Source organism: Spirillospora sp. NPDC029432, from assembly GCF_040703975.1.
Classification (GTDB): Bacteria; Actinomycetota; Actinomycetes; order Streptosporangiales; family Streptosporangiaceae; genus Spirillospora.
On the sequence record NZ_JBEZWH010000079.1, the window covers coordinates 17,208 to 35,858 of the forward strand.

Below are 18,651 nucleotides of genomic sequence, written 5' to 3' on the forward strand. Positions count from 1 at the left end.
TAAGGTAACAGTCGTTACCTTAACTCGCCTCGCCCCGAAACCTCCCGAGGAGGACGCCCCATGCCCGGAGACAGGCGCACCCCAGCCTGGCTGCTCGCCCTCACCCTCACCACCTTCACCTTCTCCACCGACGACTACGTCGTCGCCGGCGTGCTGCCCGGCATCGCCGCCGACCTCCGCGTCACCGAGAGCGCCGCCGGGCAGCTCGTCACCGTCTTCTCCCTCACCTTCGCCCTCGCCTCGCCCGTCCTGGCCGTGCTCACCGCCACCTGGCCGCGCCGCCGCCTGCTCACCGGCGCCCTGCTGGTCTTCATCGCCGCCAACCTCGCCGTCCCCCTCGCCGGCGGCTACACCGCACTGGTCGCCCTGCGCGCGGCCGCCGCGCTCGCCGCCGCCGCCGTCGTCCCCGCCGCCCTGGCCATCGCCGCCGCACTCGCCCCCGAAGGCCGCCAGGGCCGCTACCTCGGCATGGTCATGACCGGCCTCACCGGCGCGTTCGTCGCCGGCGTCCCGCTGGGCACCTGGATCGCCGCCGCCACCTCCTGGCACGGCGCGTTCGTCCTGGGCGGCGCGCTCGGCATCGCCTCCCTCATCGCCCTGCGCGCCACGCTGCCCGACCCGCCGCCCGGCGAGGCCGCCACCCTCCGCGAACGCCTCGCCCCGCTGTCGCGGCCCGCCGTCCTCACCGGCCTGCTCGCCGCCACCGCCGCCGTCCTGGGCAACATGCTCTTCCTGACCTACCTGGCGCCGTTCCTGCGCGGCCTGTCCGGCACCGGCGCCACCGCCCTCGGCGCCGTGTTCGTCCTGTCCGGCCTCGCCGGCATCGCCGGCGGCCGCCTCGGCGGCGCCGCCACCGACCGCTGGGGCCCCGGCACCGCCATGAGCGCCGGCACCCTCGCCTTCGCCGCCGCCATGACCGGCCTGTACGCCCTCTGGCTCGCCCGCCCCGCCGCCCTCGCGCTCGCCCTGCCGCTCCTGCTGGTGTGGTCGCTGGCCGCCTGGTGGATCCCGCCGCCCACCGCCGCGCGCCTGCTCGCCCTCGCCGGGCCCGCCGGACCCCAGGCCCTGGCGCTCAACAGCAGCGCCGTCTACATCGGCGTCGCCGGCGGCGGCGCACTCGGCGGCCACCTGCTCTCCGCCCACGGCGGCGGAGCGCTGCCCCTCGCGGCCGCGGCCGCCGCACTCGCCGGGCTCGCCCTCTTCGGCCTCGCCGGACGCCTCGCCCGGCCCCTCAGCGGGTCTCTGAAGCCAGACGCACGCCCAAGCCCACCAGGACCACACCCGACACCTGCTCCAGGCGCCTCCGCACCCCCGGACGGTCGAACGCCCGGCGCGCCGCGTCCACCGTCCACACGATGACCGCGTACCAGACCAGGTCGATCAGCGCCCACAGCACCGCGAACCCCACCAGCACCACCGCGACCGGCCACCCGCCCGGCACGGACTGCGGCACGAACTGCGGCAGGAACGACACCGCGAACACCCCCGCCTTCGGATTGGCGAAATTGGTCACCAGCCCCAGCCGGTAGCACCGCCACAACGGCGCCGCTCCCGCGCCCCCCGTGCCCTCTGCGCCCTCGGTGTCCCCCGCGGCCGCCGGATCGGCACCCCGGCGCGCCTGCCACAGGGCGCGGGCACCGAAGTACACCAGCACCGCCGCGCCCGCGATCCGCAACCCGTCATAGGCCAGCCGCGACGCCGCCAGCAGCGCCGACAGCCCCAGCGCCGCCGCCAGACCCCACAGCAGCACCCCGGTCTCGTTCCCCAGCACCGCCGCGAAACCGGCGCGGCGCCCCGACCGCACCGCCGACCGCATGATCACGACCGTGCTCGGGCCCGGCACCATCGCGATCAGGACCGCGGCGCCGGCGAAGGCGATCAGGCTCTCCAGCATGACCCCATGCTCACCGCGCGCCCCGCGCGGCGCAACGCCTTAAAGCGGGCCGCCGTCCTCGGGACCCTCGCCGCCGGTGTCCCCCGGCGACGGCGACGGCGGCGGGGACGTCGGCGGCACCGGGCTCGGCGACGGCGACGGCGTGGTCGGCGCCCGCGACGGAGGCGGCGGCTGCGGAAGCTGCTGCGACGGCGGATCCGGCGGCGGCGGAGGCGGCTCCGCCACCTTCGGCTGGCACGCGAACAGGATCAGCATCAGCAGCGCCAGCAACGCCAGCACCCCCGCCAGCGTCAGGATCGCCGCCACCAGGCCGCGCTCGCGCCGCTCGGGCACCGGCGCCGGACCCGGCACGTACGACGGCCGCGGCCGCTCCAGCGCCGGACCGTCCGCCCCCAGCCAGTACGGCTGGAACTGCGGCCCCCGCCGGCGCCCCGGCCACCGCCCCCGGAACGACCCCGCCAGCACCACCGGGTCCAGGAACCGCTCCGCACCCGCCCGGCCCGCGCGGTCGGCGTCGTACGACACCGCCACCCACGGCGCCTCCCCGTCCGGCTGCGCCGCCACGATCGGCGCCGGATCCTCCGGCCCCAACTGAGGAGGCCGCCCCGGCCCCGGCAGCTCCGACGTGATCGCCGCCCGGAACCGGTCCCGCGCCGCCGCGTCGCCCGCCGCGCCCCGGTTCAGCACCGCGACGCTCGCCCGCCGCCCCGCATCGTCCTCGCCGAGATACACGATCCCCGCCGAGGTCTCCGACAACCGGGCGGACAGCCGGTACGGACCCAGCCGCATGGGGTCACCGGGTGGCAACGGCCTGGACATGGCCGCCACACTACAGCCCGCCCCCGGGCATCGGACTCACCATGAGGCGCCCACGGCGTACCCGCCACGGGTACGGCCGTCCCGCACGAACGGGTACATGTGATCGCGTAGGGTCGGAAACGCGCCCGCCAGCACCCGGAGGACAGTGAGGACGCCCCGATGACCGTCGCCGCCAACGATGTCGACCAGTCCGCCGCGCTGCTCCAGCAGACCGTGGCCGAGGTCAAGAAGGTCATCGTCGGCCAGGAGCACATGGTCGAACGGATGGTCGTCGCCCTCCTGGCCCGGGGCCACTGCCTCATCGAGGGCGTCCCCGGCGTCGCCAAGACCCTCGCGGTCGGCACCCTCGCCCAGGTCGTCGGCGGCACCTTCGCCCGCCTCCAGTTCACCCCCGACCTGGTCCCCTCCGACATCGTCGGCACCCGCATCTACCACCCCTCCACCGAGCAGTTCGACGTCGAACTCGGCCCCGTCTTCGTCAACTTCGTCCTCGCCGACGAGATCAACCGCGCCCCCGCCAAGGTCCAGTCCGCCCTCCTGGAGGTCATGGCCGAACGCCAGGTCTCCCTGGGCGGCAACACCTACCCCCTGCCCAGGCCGTTCATCGTCCTCGCCACCCAGAACCCCATCGAGTCCGAGGGCGTCTACCCCCTCCCCGAGGCCCAGCGCGACCGCTTCCTGATGAAGATCGACGTCCGCTACCCCGGCGCCCACGAGGAACTCCAGATCCTGCAGCGGATGAGCGTCGACCCGCCCGCCGCCGAGACCGTCCTGGACCTGGACCGGCTCACCGCCCTCCAGCGCGCCGCCGAAGAGGTCTCCGTCCACGAGCTCGTCGCCGACTACATCGTCCGCCTCGTCATGGCCACCCGCGAACCCGAGCAGTACCGCCTGCCCGACCTGCGCCAGGTCATCGAGATCGGCGCCAGCCCCCGCGCCACCCTCGGCCTGGTCGCCGCCGCCCGCGCCCTCGCCCTGCTCAGCGGCCGCGACTACGTCCTGCCCGACGACGTCCGCGCCGTCGCCCGCGACGTCATGGGCCACCGCATCGTCCTCACCTTCGACGCCCTCGCCGACGGCGTCGACACCGGCGACGTCGTCAGCCAGATCCTCACCGCCGTCCCCCCGCCCCGCGTGGTCTGGAACCAGGGAGCGGTGACCGCCCAGTGAGCCGCGGCCCCGCCCGCCCCCGCCGCGACCGCGGCGGCAAGATCGCCGCGCTCGCCCCCGAACGCACCCTGCGGCGCCTGGAACTCCAGGTCACCCGCCGCCTGGACGGCCTCCTCAACGGCGAGCACCTCGGCCTCATCCCCGGCCCCGGCACCGAACTCGCCGAGGCCCGCGTCTACCAGCCCGGCGAGGACGACATCCGCCACATGGACTGGGCCGTCACCGCCCGCACCACCACCCCCCACGTCCGCGACCTCATCGCCGACCACGAGCTGGAGGCCTGGGCCCTCATGGACCTCACCCCCAGCATGGACTTCGGCACCCACTCCATGGTCAAGCGCGACCTGGCCGTCGCCGCCCTCGCCGCCGTCGGCTTCCTGACCGTACGGCTCGGCGACCGCGTCGGCGCCTACCTCCTGCAGCCCGGCGAGATGCGCCGCTGGCCCGCCCGCACCGGCAAGGCCGCCATGTACGCCCTCCTGCAGGCCATCCTCGACGCCGCGCCCGACCCCGGCGCCCCCGCCGCCGCCAAGGACGTCCAGGGCGGCCACCGCATCGGCGCCCGCGCGTTCAGCGACCGCCCCGTCGGCGGCCTCGCCGACGGCATCGCCGCCCTCGACCGCGGCCAGACCCGCCGCGGCCTGCGCGTCATCATCTCCGACTTCCTCCCGCCGCCCGACGAGACCGCCGAGGACCGCGCCGCCCACGGCCCCGACTGGGAACGCCCCCTGCGCCGCATGGCCGCCCGCCACCAGGTCCTCGCCGTGGAGATCATCGACCCCCGCGAACTCGACCTGCCCGACGTCGGGCTGGTGGAGATGACCGACCCCGAGACCGGAGCCGTACACGAGATCGTGCTCAACCGCCGCGTCCGCGAACGCTACGCCGCCGCCGCGGCGGCCCAGCGCGAGCGCACCCGCGCCGCCCTGCGCCGCTGCGGCACCCACCACCTGGTGCTGCGCACCGACCGCGACTGGGTCGCCGACGTCGCGCGCTTCGCCCTCCGCCAGCGCCGCGCCGCCGGCCGCGCCGTCGCCGCCAGCGGGGTGCGCCCATGACCTTCCTGTCGCCCGAACGGCTCTGGCTGCTGGCCCTGCTCCCCGTGCTGGCCGCCGCCTACGTCGTCCTGCAGATGCGCCGCGGCAAGTACGCCGTCCGCTTCACCAACCTGGCCCTGCTCGCGGAGGTCGCGCCCAGGCGCCCCGGCTGGCGCCGCCACGTCGCCGCCGGGCTCTTCCTCGCCATGATGCTGATCATGATGATCGGGTTCGCGCGGCCCGCCACCGGCGTCAAGGTCCCCCGCGACCGCGCCACCGTCATGGTCGCCGTCGACGTCTCGCTGTCGATGATGGCCAAGGACGTCACCCCCGACCGGTTCGAGGCCGCCAAGTCCGCCGCCAAGAAGTTCATCCGCGACCTGCCCGCGCGCTTCAACGTCGGCGTCGTCTCCTTCGCCGGCAACGCCAGCGTGGTCGCCGCGCCGTCCGCCGACCGGCAGGCCGCCATCGCCTCCATCGACCAGCTCGTCCTCGCCAAGCGCACCGCCATCGGCGAGGCCGTCTTCGCCTCCCTCCAGGCCGTCCGGTCGTTCGACGCCGAAGCCCGCGACGACCCGCCGCCCGCCCACATCGTGCTGCTGTCGGACGGCGACAACACCACCGGACGCTCGGTCGGCGAGGCCGTCGACGCCTCCCGCACCGCCCAGATCCCGGTCTCCACGATCGCGTTCGGCACCCCGTACGGCACCGTCGACATCGAGGGCGAGACCACCAGCGTCTCGGTCAACAAGGAAACCCTGCGCGCGCTGGCCGAGGGCAGCGGCGGCAAGCCGTACGAGGCCGCCGACGCCGGGCAGCTGTCGGAGGTCTACGACAGCATCGGCAGCTCCCTCGGCTTCAAGATCGAGCACCGCGACGTGGCCGCCCGCTTCACCGGCATCGCGCTGCTGCTCGCCCTGGCCGCCGGCGGGGCCTCGCTGGCCTGGTTCTCCCGGCTCCCGTAGCGTCCGCGCGCTGGTACGGTCGTCCGACGTGGGGGAACACTACTTCGCGCCGCGCCCGGGCGCGGCCAGCCGGCGCCGTACCGTCGACCTGGTCCTGCCCGACCTGCACCTGCGCCTGGAGACCGACCGGGGCGTGTTCTCGCCCGACCGCGTCGACGCCGGCACCCGGATCCTGCTGGAGACCGTGCCCCCTCCCCCGGCCGAGGGCGACCTGCTCGACCTGGGCTGCGGGTACGGCCCGATCGCCCTCACCATGGCGCGGCGCTCGCCGCAGGCGAGCGTCTATGGGGTGGACGTGAACGAACGCGCGCTGGAGCTGGCGCGGAGCAACGCCCAAGCCGCCGGCCTTGACGCTGTAAGGTTCTGCCCGGCCGACGGGATCGATCCCGGGCTGCGCTTCGCCGCGATCTGGTCCAACCCGCCCATCCGCATCGGCAAGGCCGCACTCCACGACCTTCTGCTGGCCTGGCTGCCGCGGCTCGCCCCCGGCGGCCTCGCCCACCTGGTCGTCCAGAAGCACCTCGGCTCGGACTCCCTCCAGCGCTGGCTGGACGCCCAGGGCTTCCCCGCCGAACGCATCGCCTCCCGCTCGGCCTACCGCGTCCTGGCCGTCTCTCCCCCTACCGACTCTCCCCCTACCGAACGCCGTACCGAAAGCGACCCCGCATGAGCACCGCCCAGGAACCGGCGCGCAAGCAGCTGCGCCCCACCGACGTCAAGCGCCTCAACCGCGACTGGCGGCGGCGCACCGACGCGCGGCTCGGGCTGCTGGTGGAGTCGGTCACCCAGCCGTTCAACACCGGCTCGATCCTGCGCAGCGCCGCCGTGTTCGGCGTCGAGCGCCTCTGGCTGGCCGGCAACGCCACCGAGCCCACCCACCGCAACGTCGCCAAAACCGCCCTGGGCACCGAGCGCCTCGTCCCGTGGGAGCACGCCGGCACGCCGGCCGAGGCCGCCGCCGCGATCCGCGCCGAAGGGCTGCGGCTGGTGGCGATCGAGCTCACCGGCGACGCCGTGCCGCTGCACGAGGCCCCGCTGGACGGCGACGTGTGCCTGGCCGTCGGCGGCGAGGACCACGGCTGCTCCCCCGCCCTGCTCGCGGCGGCCGACGCCGTCGCCTACATCCCCCAGATCGGCCGGGTCGGCTCCCTCAACGTCGCCGTCGCCACCGCCATCGCGCTCGCCGAGGCCCGGCGCCGCGAATGGGCCGCGCCTTGACATAGTAAGGTCACCCCGGGATCGAACGACCGCCGCGGGCGGTCCATAATCGGAGGAGTGCCCCGGACGTACGCCTTCCTCGACCACCCCGGCCCCATCGCCTTCGCCCACCGCGGCGGCCGCGGCCGCCCGGAGAACTCGATGGCCGCGTTCCAGCGCGCCCTCGACCTGGGCTACCGCTACCTGGAGACCGACGCGCACGCCACCGCGGACGGCACCGTGATCGCCTTCCACGACCGCACCCTGGACCGCGTCACCGACCGCACCGGGACGATCGCGCGCCTCCCCTACTCCGAGGTCGCCCTGGCCCGCATCGGCGGCACCGAGCCCATCCCCCTGCTGGAGGACGTCCTGGGGTCGTTCCCCGAGGCGCGGGTCAACATCGACATCAAGGACGCGCCCGTGATCGGCCCGCTCGCCCGCGTCCTGCACCGCACGCGGGCCTGGGACCGGGTCTGCATCACCTCGTTCTCCACCCGCCGGCTGGCCCAGATGCGCGCCCGGCTGCCGCTGTTCACCGACCAGGACGTCTGCACCGCGCTCGGCCCGCGCGGGGTGATGGCGCTGCGCGCCAAGTCCTACGGCGGCCCCACCGCCAAGCTCGTGCGGCTGGCCGCCACCGGGGTCGCCTGCGCCCAGGTCCCCTACGGCCTGGGCCGCCTCCCGTTCGTCACCGAGTCGTTCATCGCCCAGGCCCACGCCCTCGGCCTGCGCGTGCACGCCTGGACGGTCAACGACGCCGCCGAGATGGAGCGCCTGCTGGACCTGGGCGTCGACGGCATCATGACCGACGAGCTGGTCACCCTGCGCCACGTCATGGCCGCCCGCAGCCTCTGGCCCCGCCCGGCGGCCCCCGCGGCGCGCTAGCGGCCGAACCCCGGCGGCCGGGGCGGCCCGGGCGGCCGGTACTCCGCCGCGATCCGCAGCGGCTCCTGCCGGGGCGCGGGCCGCTCCTCGGCCGGCGCCGGCCGGCCCGCCTCGGTGAGGTCGATCCGCCCCTCCCGCAGGCTCTCCAGCAGTTCCAGGTCCTCGGCCGAGACCAGCGCCGCCATCACCTTGCCGCGCCGGGTGAGCGCGACGCGCTCGCCTGTGTAGGCGACCCGGTTGACCAGATCGGCGAGTTCCTTGCGGGCCTCCGTCACTGCTTTCTCCACGGTGTTCATCTTACGGCGAACTCCCCTGGCACTCCCGACCCTCGAAATGTACAGTCCGTACTCACAGTACCTAGCGTACGCAATGTACGTTTCACATCGGGAGGCCCACATGCGCGAAGAGCCCACGCCGGAGCTGCCCCGGCAGCGCCCCGAGACCTACATCGGACGGTCCCGCGCCGCGGTGAGCGCGCCCGAGGCGATGGTGAACGAGGCGCTCTCGCAGCGGCTGCTGTCGCAGCGGATCGTGTTCCTCGGGCAGGAGATCGACGACCAGCTCGCGAACCGGATCTGCGGCGAGCTGCTGCTGCTCGCCGCCGAGGACGGCCGGCGGGACATCACGATGTACGTCAACTCGCCCGGCGGGGTCGTGGACGCCGGGATGGCGATCTACGACATGATGCAGTTCGTCCCCAACGACATCTCCACCGTCGCGATGGGGATGGCCGCGTCGATGGGGCAGACGCTGCTGTGCGCCGGCACCCCCGGCAAGCGCTACGCGCTGCGGCACGCGCGGGTGATGATGCACCAGCCGCACGGCGGCATCGGCGGCACCGCGTCCGACATCAAGATCCAGGCCGAGCAGTCGCTCTACCTCAAGACGGTCCTGGCCGAGCTGCACGCCCGGCACACCGGCCGCACGCTGGAGCAGATCCGGGCCGACTCCGACCGGGACCGCTGGTTCACCGCCGAGGAGGCCAAGGAGTACGGCATGGTCGACCACGTCATCGACAGCACCGACCGGGTGGGCTCGTGATGCGCCCCGAGAGCCGCTACCACGTGCCCTCGTTCGTCGAGCGGACGAGCTGGGGCACCAAGGAGATGACGCCGTACAACAAGCTCTTCGAGGACCGCATCGTGTTCCTCGGGACGCCCGTCGACGACACCTCCGCCAACGACGTCACCGCCCAGCTGCTGGCGCTGGAGGGCATGGACCCCGACCGGCCGATCAGCATCTACATCAACTCGCCGGGCGGCTCGCTCACGGCGATGCTGGCCATCCACGACACGATGAACTACATCAGGCCGGAGGTCGAGACCACCTGCGTGGGGCAGGCCGCCTCGGCGGCCGCGATTCTGCTGGCCGCCGGCACCAAGGGCCGGCGGGCCGCACTGGCGCGCGCGCGGATCCTGCTGCACGAGCCCAGCGTGGAGGGCGCGATCCGGGGCCAGTCCAGCGACATGCAGATCCAGGCCGAGGAGATCCTGCGGCTGCGCGCCCAGATGGAGTCGATCGTCGCCGAGGCCACCGGCCGCACCCCCGAGGAGGTCCGCCGGGACCTGGACCGCGAGCGCTACTTCACCGCCGAGGAGGCCAAGGAGTACGGCCTGATCGACGACATCCTGACCACACGTGGCTGATCGCTACCGGGGCGGGCGCGGGCCGCCCTAGGCTCCGGCCATGATCGAACCCAGTGAGCGGGAGGGACGCGGCGGGCCGCGGGTCGTCGAGGTCCGCGTCCAGGTCGGCCACCCCCACTACGCCAGGGCGTTCGCCAAGTTCGCGATCGAGACGGAGCTGGCCGACGATCTCCAGTGGTGGCCCGCCGCCGACCCGTACCTGAAGGACGGCAAGGTCAAGACCGGCGACGGCCGGTACGTGGTCACGCTCCTGTCGACCGAGGACCGGCTGGAGCGGATCGTCGAGGGCGCGCGGGGCCTGCATCCCGACGCCCGAGCCGAGGTCGTCGCCGTGCCCGTCCTCGCGGTGTGGCGCGGTGCGGGGCTGAACAGGGGGTGAACGAAGGTTTTCCGGGGGCGCCCGAACGGGCCGCGAAGAGCAGGGTTGGATCGCCTCGGGTGCGGGAATCTTGTGACGAGATCCAGCGTTGGGCAAGACGAGACCGCAAGCCGTCTGGGAGGCACGTAACGATGGCCGAGCGCGCACTTCGCGGCACTCGACTCGGAGCGACGAGCTACGAGAACGATCGCAACACCGATCTGGCCCCTCGCCAGGAGGTCGACTACACCTGCACGAAGGGCCACCGGTTCACCGTGACGCTCGCGGCCGAGGCCGAGGTGCCGATGACCTGGGAATGCCGCAGCTGCGGCGCCACCGCCCTGCGGGTGGACGGCGAACTGCCCCAAGCGAAGAAGGGCAAGGCGCCCCGTACCCACTGGGACATGCTCATGGAACGCCGGACGCTGGAGGACCTCGAGGAGGTGCTGGCCGAGCGTCTGGAGATCCTCCGCGCCGGCCGCAGGCGCAGCGCCTGACGCCGGCGCCCTGACCGATCGATCGAGCCCGCGACCCCTCAGGGGCCGCGGGCTCGCGCACGTTCAGAGGGAGATGCGGGATTCTCTCCGTGCCCGGGACGGCGGTCGCGCCGCCGGGCGGGTCACTTCGGAGGGTCGTCCTCGGGGGCCTCGTCCTGGACGACCTCGCCCTGCACCACGCGGCCGTGGGGCGACCGGTCGGCGCGCGTCGCGTACGGGGTGAACGACTCGCGGGTCATGCCGGGCGGGAAGACCTGCGCCTCGGCCTCGCGGATCCGGCGCTCGCCGTAGGCGGCCAGCGGGCGGCGCAGCAGCGGCCGGGTGAACGGCAGCATGAGCACCAGCCCGGCGATGTCGGTGAGGAAGCCGGGCGCCAGCAGGAGCAGCCCGCCGGCCAGCACGAGCGCCGCGTCCGACAGCTCCCGCTCGGCCGGCGCCCCGCCCTGGACGGCGCCCTGCAGCGCGCGCCAGGCCCGGCGGCCCTCCCGGCGGGTGATCCAGCCGCCCAGCGCGGTGGTGGCCAGCAGCGCGGCGAGCGTCCACCAGCCGCCGACCAGGTTCACCGCCAGGACGATCCCGAGGATCTCCAGGATCGGCGTCAGCAGGATCGCGAGTAGTACCAGTGCCGGCATGGCTCCATCTCGGGGTCGGCGGAACGGGCTTCCGTAGTGGTCAACGCCGGGGCGGCCCCGAACGTTTCCCGCTCAGCCGCGCGGCCGGCGCAGCCGCTCGACCCGGTCGGCCATCCCCCAGTACGTGATCCGCCACATCGCCTCGGCGGCCACGTCGCGGCTCATCTTGCTGCTGCCGTGGGTGCGCTCCAGGAACGTGATCGGCACCTCGACGACCCGCAGGCCCTCGCGCAGCGTGCGCAGCGCCAGGTCGATCTGGAAGCAGTAGCCGCGCGAGTCCACGTCCGACAGGCCGATCTTCTGCAGCGTGGCGGCGCGGAACGCGCGGAAGCCGCCGGTGGAGTCGTGCAGCGGGACGCCCAGCATCAGCCGGGCGTAGGTGTTGGCGCCCCGCGACAGGGCCTCGCGGCGCTTGGACCAGTTGCGGACCCGGCCGCCCGGCACGTAGCGGGCGCCGATGACCAGGTCGGCGTCGCGCAGCGCGGCCAGCAGGCGGGGCAGCTCCTCGGGCTGGTGGGAGCCGTCGGCGTCCATCTCGACCATGACGTCGTAGCCGCGCTCGGCGGCCCACCGGAACCCGGCGATGTAGGCGGGGCCGAGGCCCTCCTTGCCGGTGCGGTGCAGCACCTTGACCTGCTCGTCGGCCTTGGCCAGCGCGTCGGCCAGTTCCCCCGTGCCGTCCGGGCTGGCGTCGTCGACGACCAGGACGTCGGCCCCCGGCACCGCCTCGCGCACCCGGCCGGTGATGGCCTCGATGTTGTCCCGCTCGTTGTACGTCGGGATGATCACGAGCACCCGGCCGAGCTCGGCTGGGATCTCCATCGGCGTCAATTCCCCTCGTTCTTCCTGCCGGTGAACCACGCGGCCCAGCCGGCCGCCCCCGCGGCCAGCGCGGCCAGCGCCCATTCCGGTAGGGCGCCGGCCCGGTCGGCGAGCGTCCGCTCCGTGCGCGCCGGAACGGAGGCCACCTGGATGTCGGGCACGAACTCGCGCGACTTGTCGATCATGCGGCCGTCCGGGGCCACGATCGCGCTGATGCCGCTGGTCGCGGCAACCAAGATCGTACGGCCATGTTCCACCGCCCGCAGCCGGGACATGGCGATCTGCTGCGGCGGCAGGCTGGTGCGGCCGTAGGTGGCGTTGTTGGTCTGCACGACCATGAGCTCGCCGGCGGCGACGTCCCGCACCTCCTGGTCGTAGGCGACCTCGAAGCAGATCACGTCGCCGATGGTGACGGGGCCCATCCGCATCACGCCGGAGCGGGTGCCCTTGGCGAAGTCGCGCGGGATGCGCTCGAAGCGGGTGATCAGCTTGGTGAGGACGTCGCGGAACGGCAGGTACTCGCCGAACGGCACGGGATGCCGCTTGACGTAGTAGTCGCCCGGCCCGCTGCGGGGGTCCCAGACGATCCCGCGGTTCTCCACCTTCTCCCCGTCGGGCGTGTCGGTCAGCGCGCCGACCAGCACCGGGACGCCGATCTCCCGCACGGCGGCGTGGATGGCGTTGTACGCCTCGGGGTCGGAGTAGGGGTCGAGGTCGCTGGCGTTCTCGGGCCAGACCACCAGTTCGGGGCGGGCGACGCGGCCGGCCCGGACCTGGGCGGCCAGCTCGCGGGTGCGGGCGAGGTGGTTGTCCAGGACGGCCTTGCGCTGGCTGTTGAAGTCCATGCCAAGCCGGGGGACGTTGCCCTGGATCACCGCGACGGTGACCGGCCGCCCGGCGGTGGGGGTGGGGATCAGCAGGCCGCCGCCGATGATCGCGGCGGCGATGGCCAGCGGGATCGCCAGCGGCTTGACCAGGGCGCGGCGGGCGGCGGCGCGGTCCGGCCCGGCCCCCTCGCCGTTCCCAGCGAGTTCGCGGCGGGCGCGCAGGACGGCCACGGCGGCGTACGCCAGCAGGCAGCCGATCAGCGCGGTCAGGAACGTCACGAACGGCGCCCCGCCGAGCGAGGCGTACGGGGTCAGGGGCGTGGCGGTCTGGCTGAAGGCCAGCCGGGCCCAGGGGAAGCCGCCGAACGGCACCCGGCCGCGCACCAGCTCCTCGGCGACCCACATCGCCGCGGCCCAGGCGGGCCAGAACGGAAGCCGGGTGACCAGCGCGATGCCCGCGCCCATGGGGGCGAAGTAGAGCGCCTGGACGACGGCGAGCAGGATCCACGCGTCCGGGCCGATCTTGACCAGGCCCTCCAGGACGGGGACGAAGAACGCGACGCCGGCGACGAAGCCGAGCCAGGCGCCGGTCCGGGCGGGCAGCCCGTGCAGGACGGCGGCCAGCAGCGCCACCCCGGGGAAGATCAGCGGGGTCAGGTCCGCCGGCGGGAACGCCGCCCACATCAGCAGCCCGGCCGCCACCGCCAGCAGCGTGCGCGTCCAGCCGGCGCGGCCGCCGCCGCGGAGCCGGTCCCAGCGGGTGAAGTACGGCGCGGGGGCGCGGGCCGCGGACCGATCCGCGGCATCGGCGGTGCCGGCGGCCTCGGCCGACGGCCCGGCGGCCGCCGGCCGCTCCGGCAGGATCTCCTGCGCCAATTCCGCTCCCTGTCTCCGTGCCCGTGGGCGGCCGCTCTCCGGCGGTGCCGCCTTCCGGAACGCTACCGGGCCGCGGCGACCACGGCGACCCGCCCCCGGCCCCGGCCGGGGCCGGTCCCGCCCCGGAGCGGCCGCCCGGTGTTCACCGCCCCGTTCCCGCAGGGAAAGCCGGTCCTGCCGCGCTCATTACCGGGAACGCGCAGGTTGCGGGGCGTCGAGTGAAGAAGTCGAGCGAAGAGATCGCACGCTAGGAGCCTGTGCATGACGCGATTCACGCGCGCCGCCCTGCTGGCGGGAGCGGCCGCGGCCGCCCTGACCGCCTGCGGGTCCTCGGCGGCCTCGGACGACGACGCCGGCGGGCTGACGTTCGCGGCGGTGCCGTCGGAGCAGAACATCGACCCGAACGCGGAGTACGAGGACATCATCGGGCTGATCGAGAAGAACACCGGGCGGAAGGTGACGTTCGTCCGGTCGACCGACTACAACGCGGTGATCGAGGGCATGGTCTCCGGCAAGATCGACATCGCCGAGTTCGGGCCGCTGTCGTACGTGCTGGCCCGCGCCAACGGCGCGAAGATCACCCCGGTGGCGGCGATGGTCGAGAAGGGCGAGGCGCCGACGTACCACAGCTACGGCGTCGTCCCCAAGGACAGCACGATCACCAGCCTGGCCGGGTTCAAGGGGAAGAAGGTCTGCTTCGTCGACCCGAGCTCGACGTCCGGGTACCTGTTCCCCTCCGCCGGCCTCCAGCAGGCGGGCGTCGACCCCAGGACCGGAGTGAAGCCGGTCATGGCCGGCGGCCACGACAGCTCCGCGCTGTCGGTCAAGGACGGCAAGTGCGACGCCGGGTTCAGCCTCCAGTCGATGGTCGACTCGGTGCTGCCGGCCAAGAAGGAGCTGGCGCGCGGCGACCTGAAGGCGGTGTGGAAGTCCCCGGCGATCCCGGCCTCCCCCATCGCGATCCGCACCGATCTGCCCGGTGACGTGCGCGCCAAGCTGACCTCCACGTTCACCAGGGACGCCAACAAGGACCGCATGGTGGCGCTGGGCGTGTGCGAGGACGCCGCCTCGTGCAAGGTGACCTCCGATCCCTCCTACTGGGGGTACCAGGCCATCGACGACAAGGCGTTCGACCCCGTCCGGCAGGTCTGCGCCGCCACGCGCAACGACAAGTGCTCGAAGGCCGCATGAGCGCCCCGCATGGCGCCGCGGCCCCGGTCGTCGAGGTCAGCGGGCTGGTGAAGGCGTTCGGGACGGTACGGGCCTGCGACGGCCTCGACCTCACCGTCCGGCAGGGGGAGCTGCTGGGCCTGGTCGGGCGCTCGGGGTCGGGCAAGTCGACCCTGCTGCGCCACCTCAACGCCCTGTCCCGGCCCGACTCCGGCGCCGTCCGGGTGCTCGGCACCGACCTGGCGGCGGCGCGCGGCCGCGCACTGCGGGACGTGCGGCGCCGGGTGGGCGTGGTGTTCCAGCAGTTCCACCTGATCGGGCGCCTCACCGTCATGGAGAACGTGCTGGCCGGCGCGCTCGGCCGCGTGCGGATCCCCCGGTACGGCATCGTGACCTGGCCCCGGGCCGTCCGGCGCGAGGCGCTGGAGCACCTGGACCGGGTGGGTCTGGCCGACCGGGCCTACCAGCGCGCCGGCAGCCTGTCGGGCGGCCAGCAGCAGCGGGTCGCGATCGCCCGGATGCTGATGCAGCGGCCCGAGCTGGTGCTGGCCGACGAGCCGGTCGCCTCGCTGGACCCCGAGAGCGCGGCGACCGTGATGGACCTGCTGTTCCGGATCTGCCTGGAGGACCGGCTCACCGTCGTCTGCACCCTTCACCAGACCGACCTGGCCCTGACCTGGACGCGCCGCCTGGTCGGCATGCGCGAGGGCCGGATCGTGCTGGACTCCCCCACCACCGACCTCGACCGCGACCGGGTGCTGCGGGTCTACGGCGGCGGAGGCGGCGCGGACGGGCCGGCCGCGCCCGCCGCCGTCCGGGCCGTACCGGGCGAGGCGGCCGTCAGGGCGGCCTCGTGACGGCGTTGTCGCCGGCACGCACCCCCTCCGGCCCGCCCGGCGCGGCCCGCCCGTCCACGCGGCCGCCGCTGACCGCGCGGCGGGCCGTCGCCTGGCTGTTCCCGCTGGCCTTCTGCGGGCTCGGCCTGGCGGCGGTCGGCCACACCCGGCTGAACCTGGCGACGCTCGCCGACGGGCTGGGCGCCGCCGCGGGGCTGCTGGCCCGCTCGTGGCCGCCGACGATCGGCGATCCGGCGGCCACGGCCGTCCACGTGCTCGACAGCCTCTGGATGGCCGTGGCCGGCACCGCGCTGGCCGCGGCCGCGGCGGCGGTGCTGGCGGTCGGGGCGGCCCGCAACACCGCCCCGGCCCGCCCGGTGCGGGCGGTGGCGCTGGGGATCATCGTGGCGTGCCGTGCGGTCCCCGACGTGGTGTTCGCGGTGTTCTTCCTGGCGGCGCTCGGCATCGGGCCGCTGGTGGGCGTGCTGGCGCTCGGCCTGCACTCGGTCGGGATGCTGGGCCGGCTGTTCACCGAGGCGGTCGAGCGGTGCGACGAGGGCGTGCGGGAGGCCGTCGCCGGCACCGGCGCCGGGCCCGCCCAGCGGCTGCTGACCGGGGTGCTGCCGCAGGCAGCGCCGTCCATGGTCGCCGCCACGCTGTTCCGGCTGGACATCAACTTCCGCGGGTCGGTGCTGCTGGGCGCCGTCGGCGCGGGCGGCATCGGGCTGGACCTCAAGACCGCTTTCGGGTTCACCGACTACCGCGAGGCGACCGGGATCGCACTGGTGATCGTGGCGGTCGTGCTGGCGGTCGAGGCGGCCTCGATGGGGCTGCGCCGCGCGCTGCTGGGCGGCGGCGGGACGGCCCGGAGCGTCCCGCCCGTACGGGGGACGCGGGCACCGTGGACCGGCGGGCGGCGCGCCGTCCACCTGGCCGGCTGGGGCGGCCTGGTCATCGTGGCCGTCGCGTGCGCGCGGACCGGGCTGACCCCGGGCGCGCCGGCCGAGCTGGTGCCCAGGCTCGCCGACGCCGCCGGGCGCTTCCTCCCGCCGCGTTTCGAGCCGATCGCCGGGAGCCTGGCGCCGGGACTGGTGGAGACGTGCGCCATCGCGATGACCGCCACGTTCCTCGGCGTGATCGCCGGGGCGCCGCTGGGGCTGCTGGCGGCCCGGACGGTGGTCAGCAATCCGGTGCCGCGGCTGCTGTCGCGCGCCGTGCTGGTCGGCCTGCGCTCGATCCCCGACCTGCTGCTGGTGCTGGTGTTCGTGGCCGCGCTCGGCGTGGCGCTGGGCGCCGTGGCGGGCAGCTGCGCGCTGGCGGTGTTCACCGCGGCGCTGGTGGCCAAGCTGACCGCCGACGCCGCCGAGGAGATGCGGCCGGGCCCGCGCGAGGCGCTGGACTCGGCGGGCGCGTCCCGCACGGCGGAGCTGGCGGTGTCGGTGCCCGGCCAGCTCACCCCCGGCCTGGTGGGAACGGTCCTGTACGCCCTCGACCACAACCTGCGGGCCTTCTTCGTCCTGGGGATCGTCGGCGCCGGCGAGCTGGGCTTCGCGCTCAGCCAGAACATCCGGACGCTGAACTTCGACGTCGTCACCGCGATCGTGCTGCCGGTGTTCGCGGTGGTGCTGGCGGTCGAGCTGGTGTCCACGGCCGTCCGGGACGCGCTGCGATGAGACGTGGCCGGGCGGCCGGACGCGGGCGGGTGCGGGGCAACCGCGCATTCACCCGCCGGTCATCTCCCCAGCTCAGGCTGCTTGTCATGACAACCGCGCAGCTGTATCTCGAGATGGCCGACCGGCTGGAGAACGAGCTTCAGCGCGTCCCGGTGGGCTCCCGGGTGCCGAGCGAGCACGCGCTGGCGGCCCGCTTCCAGGTGTCCCGGCCCACCGCCCGCGCCGCGCTGCAGGAGCTGGAGCGGCGGCTGCTGGTCCGCCGGATCCAGGGCCGTGGAACGTTCCGGCGGGGCCGGGTGGAGTACCTCATCGCGGCGCACCGCCCGCCCTCGTTCAGCGACACCGTCCGCCGGGCCGGCGCCGAGCCGGGCTCGCGGCTGCTGTCGTGCGCCGTGCGGCGCGCCGTCGAGCAGGAGCGGCGGCACCTGGAGCTGGGCGCGGGCAGCGCGGTGTGGGCGGTGGAACGGGTCTTCACGGTCAACGGGGAGACCGCCGCGTTCGCCACCAGCCTGCTGCCGCACCGGCCGCTGCCCGGCCTGGACGCCGAGCTGGGCGACGAGATCTCCCTGCACCGGGCGCTGGCCCGCCGGTACGGCCTGACGGTCGTGCGGCACCGCTACCGCCTGGGCCTGGACGTCCCGCCGCCCGCCGTGGCCGACCGGCTGGCCGGCGGCGACCGGTCCCCGGTCTGGCTGGCCGAGAGCGTCAACCGGACCGTCCGGGGCCGCCGGATCGAGTACGCGCGCACCTACCTGAGACCCGACGTCCTGGACGTCGTGTTCGAGATCGAGGAGGAGTCACCGTGAATTCGCCCCCGCAAGACGCACCGCCCGAACCGGCGGCGGCGCGGCGGGCCCGGCTGCTCGCCGCGGCCGAGCCCGGCGAGCTGGTCCCGGCCGCCGAGCGGCTGCTGGACGGCGGCGCGCTCGGCACCCCGCGGGTGATCCATCCACCGGAGGTCGGCATGGTGATGCTGCAGGTCCGCGAGCCGGTCGCCGAGGAGCGCTTCTACCTGGGCGAGGTGCTGGTCACCCAGTGCACCGTCGAGGTCGCCGGCGCCACCGGCTGGAGCATGCGCGGCGGCGACGACCGGGTGGCCGCCCTGGCCGCCGCGCTGCTGGACGCCGCCGCCGCGGCCGGGCTGCCCGAGGCCGCGCGGGTCGAGGAGGTGTGCGCCGCCGTCGCCGCCCGGCAGGCGGCCGAGGACGCCGCCGAGTGGGCCGCGCTCGCCCCGACCGTCGTCGAGTTCGAGGAGCTCCGGTGACCGCCGCGACCACGGGTCCGACCGCGGGTCCCGCCCCGGCCGGCGGGCCGGAGGCCGGGATCGGCGCGGCGGCGCAGGCC

21 protein-coding genes and 1 pseudogene are annotated in these 18,651 nt (G+C 74.8%); 16 read left to right on the forward strand and 6 right to left on the reverse strand.

Translation table 11 applies throughout. From position 1 onward, the window contains the following. Nucleotides 1-60 precede the first annotated feature (60 nt). On the forward strand, nt 61-1,359 hold the full coding sequence (locus AB0881_RS36335) for an MFS transporter (protein ID WP_366624597.1): 1,299 nt from the start codon (nt 61-63) through the stop codon (nt 1,357-1,359). Here AB0881_RS36335 and AB0881_RS36340 read toward each other — a convergent pair. Beyond that, nucleotides 1,301-1,894, reverse strand: a pseudogene (locus AB0881_RS36340) (LysE family translocator); the annotation flags it as partial. The gene AB0881_RS36335 and the pseudogene AB0881_RS36340 sit on opposite strands and share 59 nt — an antisense overlap. 39 nt (nt 1,895-1,933) lie before the next feature. Continuing rightward, nucleotides 1,934-2,683 carry a hypothetical protein gene (locus AB0881_RS36345; protein WP_366624599.1) on the reverse strand — a complete coding sequence of 250 codons (750 nt, stop codon included), beginning with the start codon at nt 2,681-2,683 and terminating at the stop codon, nt 1,934-1,936. A gap of 189 nt (nt 2,684-2,872) precedes the next feature. Between AB0881_RS36345 and AB0881_RS36350 the strand changes: the two genes are divergently transcribed. The 6 genes from AB0881_RS36350 to AB0881_RS36375 are packed head-to-tail and all read left to right on the forward strand — an operon-like array spanning nt 2,873 to nt 7,970. After that, on the forward strand, nt 2,873-3,883 hold the full coding sequence (locus AB0881_RS36350; protein WP_366624601.1) for a MoxR family ATPase: 1,011 nt from the start codon (nt 2,873-2,875) through the stop codon (nt 3,881-3,883). A 41-nt stretch (nt 3,884-3,924) separates the two neighbouring features. Then, nucleotides 3,925-4,941 carry a DUF58 domain-containing protein gene (locus tag AB0881_RS36355; protein ID WP_366624633.1) on the forward strand — a complete coding sequence of 339 codons (1,017 nt, stop codon included), beginning with the start codon at nt 3,925-3,927 and terminating at the stop codon, nt 4,939-4,941. Next, nucleotides 4,938-5,885 (forward strand): VWA domain-containing protein, encoded by a 948-nt coding sequence (locus tag AB0881_RS36360; protein ID WP_366624603.1) that lies wholly within the window; start codon nt 4,938-4,940, stop codon nt 5,883-5,885. The genes AB0881_RS36355 and AB0881_RS36360 overlap by 4 nt, the downstream gene beginning before the upstream one ends. A 28-nt stretch (nt 5,886-5,913) precedes the next feature. After that, nucleotides 5,914-6,555 carry a methyltransferase gene (locus AB0881_RS36365; RefSeq protein ID WP_366624605.1) on the forward strand — a complete coding sequence of 214 codons (642 nt, stop codon included), beginning with the start codon at nt 5,914-5,916 and terminating at the stop codon, nt 6,553-6,555. After that, nucleotides 6,552-7,103, forward strand: coding sequence for a TrmH family RNA methyltransferase (locus AB0881_RS36370; RefSeq protein WP_366624607.1), 552 nt, complete (start codon nt 6,552-6,554; stop codon nt 7,101-7,103). The genes AB0881_RS36365 and AB0881_RS36370 overlap by 4 nt, the downstream gene beginning before the upstream one ends. A 57-nt stretch (nt 7,104-7,160) precedes the next feature. Further along, entirely contained in the window at nt 7,161-7,970 is an 810-nt protein-coding gene (locus AB0881_RS36375; RefSeq protein WP_366624609.1) for a glycerophosphodiester phosphodiesterase, read from the forward strand. Here the strand turns inward: AB0881_RS36375 and AB0881_RS36380 are convergent. Then, nucleotides 7,967-8,257: a type II toxin-antitoxin system Phd/YefM family antitoxin gene (locus tag AB0881_RS36380; protein ID WP_366624611.1), complete on the reverse strand. Its 291-nt coding sequence runs from the start codon at nt 8,255-8,257 to the stop codon at nt 7,967-7,969. The two genes, AB0881_RS36375 and AB0881_RS36380, sit on opposite strands and share 4 nt — an antisense overlap. A gap of 199 nt (nt 8,258-8,456) precedes the next feature. On the opposite strand from AB0881_RS36380, the gene AB0881_RS36385 reads away from it, so the two are divergent. From AB0881_RS36385 to AB0881_RS36400, 4 genes are all read left to right on the forward strand, one after another. Further along, a complete protein-coding gene (locus tag AB0881_RS36385; protein WP_366624635.1) occupies nt 8,457-9,011 on the forward strand; it encodes an ATP-dependent Clp protease proteolytic subunit in 555 nt (184 codons plus the stop codon). Beyond that, on the forward strand, nt 9,011-9,616 hold the full coding sequence (locus AB0881_RS36390) for an ATP-dependent Clp protease proteolytic subunit (protein WP_366624613.1): 606 nt from the start codon (nt 9,011-9,013) through the stop codon (nt 9,614-9,616). Before AB0881_RS36385 ends, AB0881_RS36390 begins: the two co-directional genes overlap by 1 nt. 40 nt (nt 9,617-9,656) lie before the next feature. Then, nucleotides 9,657-9,995, forward strand: coding sequence for a hypothetical protein (locus AB0881_RS36395; RefSeq protein ID WP_366624615.1), 339 nt, complete (start codon nt 9,657-9,659; stop codon nt 9,993-9,995). 131 nt (nt 9,996-10,126) lie between these two features. After that, nucleotides 10,127-10,471, forward strand: a complete 345-nt coding sequence (locus tag AB0881_RS36400) for an RNA polymerase-binding protein RbpA (protein ID WP_366624617.1) — start codon at nt 10,127-10,129, stop codon at nt 10,469-10,471. 122 nt (nt 10,472-10,593) lie between these two features. Here AB0881_RS36400 and AB0881_RS36405 read toward each other — a convergent pair whose 3' ends face one another. From AB0881_RS36405 to lnt, 3 genes are all read right to left on the reverse strand, one after another. Beyond that, nucleotides 10,594-11,103, reverse strand: a complete 510-nt coding sequence (locus AB0881_RS36405; protein WP_366624619.1) for an FxsA family protein — start codon at nt 11,101-11,103, stop codon at nt 10,594-10,596. Nucleotides 11,104-11,175: 72 nt separating this feature from the next. After that, the gene (locus AB0881_RS36410; RefSeq protein ID WP_366624621.1) at nt 11,176-11,925 is read right to left on the reverse strand and encodes a polyprenol monophosphomannose synthase; all 750 of its coding nucleotides are present in this window, start codon (nt 11,923-11,925) and stop codon (nt 11,176-11,178) included. Between the two features lie 5 nt (nt 11,926-11,930). After that, the gene (gene lnt, locus AB0881_RS36415) at nt 11,931-13,628 is read right to left on the reverse strand and encodes an apolipoprotein N-acyltransferase (RefSeq protein ID WP_366624622.1); all 1,698 of its coding nucleotides are present in this window, start codon (nt 13,626-13,628) and stop codon (nt 11,931-11,933) included. Between the two features lie 261 nt (nt 13,629-13,889). On the opposite strand from lnt, the gene AB0881_RS36420 reads away from it, so the two are divergent. The 5 genes from AB0881_RS36420 (at nt 13,890) to phnG (ending at nt 18,571) form a co-directional block, all read left to right on the forward strand. Continuing rightward, nucleotides 13,890-14,819: a phosphate/phosphite/phosphonate ABC transporter substrate-binding protein gene (locus AB0881_RS36420; protein WP_366624624.1), complete on the forward strand. Its 930-nt coding sequence runs from the start codon at nt 13,890-13,892 to the stop codon at nt 14,817-14,819. Next, the gene (gene phnC / locus AB0881_RS36425; RefSeq protein WP_366624626.1) at nt 14,816-15,655 is read left to right on the forward strand and encodes a phosphonate ABC transporter ATP-binding protein; all 840 of its coding nucleotides are present in this window, start codon (nt 14,816-14,818) and stop codon (nt 15,653-15,655) included. The genes AB0881_RS36420 and phnC overlap by 4 nt, the downstream gene beginning before the upstream one ends. Further along, nucleotides 15,652-17,307 (forward strand): phosphonate ABC transporter, permease protein PhnE, encoded by a 1,656-nt coding sequence (gene phnE / locus AB0881_RS36430; protein WP_366624627.1) that lies wholly within the window; start codon nt 15,652-15,654, stop codon nt 17,305-17,307. Before phnC ends, phnE begins: the two co-directional genes overlap by 4 nt. An 86-nt stretch (nt 17,308-17,393) precedes the next feature. Beyond that, nucleotides 17,394-18,113: a GntR family transcriptional regulator gene (locus AB0881_RS36435; protein WP_366624629.1), complete on the forward strand. Its 720-nt coding sequence runs from the start codon at nt 17,394-17,396 to the stop codon at nt 18,111-18,113. Then, the gene (phnG, locus tag AB0881_RS36440; protein WP_366624631.1) at nt 18,110-18,571 is read left to right on the forward strand and encodes a phosphonate C-P lyase system protein PhnG; all 462 of its coding nucleotides are present in this window, start codon (nt 18,110-18,112) and stop codon (nt 18,569-18,571) included. Before AB0881_RS36435 ends, phnG begins: the two co-directional genes overlap by 4 nt. Nucleotides 18,572-18,651: the final 80 nt, after the last annotated feature.